This is a genomic window from Secundilactobacillus similis DSM 23365 = JCM 2765 (genome assembly GCF_001311075.1).
Lineage (GTDB): Bacteria > Bacillota > Bacilli > Lactobacillales > Lactobacillaceae > Secundilactobacillus > Secundilactobacillus similis.
This window is the reverse complement of the sequence record NZ_BBAD01000169.1, coordinates 1-1142: the sequence shown is the minus strand read 5'-3', so window position 1 is coordinate 1142 and position 1142 is coordinate 1. Positions and strand designations below refer to the sequence as shown.

The 1142-nt window shown below is 37.9% G+C and carries 2 protein-coding genes; one reads left to right on the top strand and one right to left on the bottom strand.

What is annotated here, in order from left to right; all coding sequences use genetic code 11:
• The coding region (locus JCM2765_RS16535; protein WP_054737619.1) for a hypothetical protein at positions 1-252 on the top strand (252 nt) is incomplete at its 5' end.
• Here the strand turns inward: JCM2765_RS16535 and JCM2765_RS16530 are convergent.
• Positions 242-1063 carry a Fic family protein gene (locus JCM2765_RS16530; protein ID WP_054737617.1) on the bottom strand — a complete coding sequence of 274 codons (822 nt, stop codon included), beginning with the start codon at positions 1061-1063 and terminating at the stop codon, positions 242-244. The genes JCM2765_RS16535 and JCM2765_RS16530 overlap by 11 nt on opposite strands.
• Positions 1064-1142: the final 79 nt, after the last annotated feature.

The following is a 1142-nucleotide window of genomic DNA, read 5'->3' as shown; positions in this document are numbered from 1 at the left end:
GAGCAGCAAGCGCGTTTAAAACAAAAAATTGAGCGGGAAGATTTTAAATTACGGCAATCTAAATATTATGAAAGTCGGCAAGACCGCAAAGCTCGTTCTCGCCGATTAATTCAAAAAGGAGCTTTGCTAGAAAAATACTTTCAAGCTGATAACCTTTCGGTTGAACAAACCGAAGAGCTTTTAAAAACATTTGCCGATTACGTTAATGCCCATAAGCCGAATAAGCTCAAAAACGATCAACCTAATAACTAGGCCGATCGTTTTTATTTTCTGGATCATTTTTTGGCTTAATTTCTGGGTTTTGATCCGCAAAATCTTTTAATTGTTCTTGGATTCTTTTACCAATTTCGTCTTCAACTGATTTAAGCTCTAAGTTTGCTCTAATTTGTAATCCTTGAATGCCATTGTCATATGTCCACCGTTTAATTTTAGCCATGTCATTAGTTCGATAATAATTGGCAATTAGTTCGTTCCATTGATCCCACTTATCTAACGGCACATTGATTAAGCCTGCACCACCGTCAATCATAATTTTATTAGCACTTAAAGTCGCCGTCCTTTTGTTCCCGTCCCAAAAGATTTGTTGGCGCATATTATGATACATAACAGTCAATGCTTTATCAGTGGTCGTTGTTTGCGGATCAGCCAAAGTTTTTTGTAAAAAGGATTGTTCTTGTTTTTCGTTAATTAAGGGTGGTTCAAAAAAGTCTTCACTGCCTAAATCAACTCCTCCTTTTCCTTGCCGTAATTCTCCTGGTACTAAGGCGTCTTCCGCGGCCACAATCTTGTTAATTTGTTTTTCCATGGTTAACGTTAAGGAGGAATTTTGATCAGTGATATATTGCCACCCACGCTTTAAGTTAACAATTGTCAAAATATCTTCAACAGGAACGCCTGCCACACTCATGCCGTCCATAATGGTTTGTGTTTGCGGCAAAGTGGTATTTACGCCTTCAAAGCGGGCACTAGTGTGTACTAGCTTGGTAAAATTTGTTCGAGCAAACCGTTTGTTTTCTGCAACTGTAAATTGATACTTGTCCATATATGCTTGTGTCTTAGTCATATTTTGTGCCTCCTTTTCATTCCAACCACTGATTCTTTGACTCGTCCATGTTAAATCACGAAATGCTTTTCGTTGATAA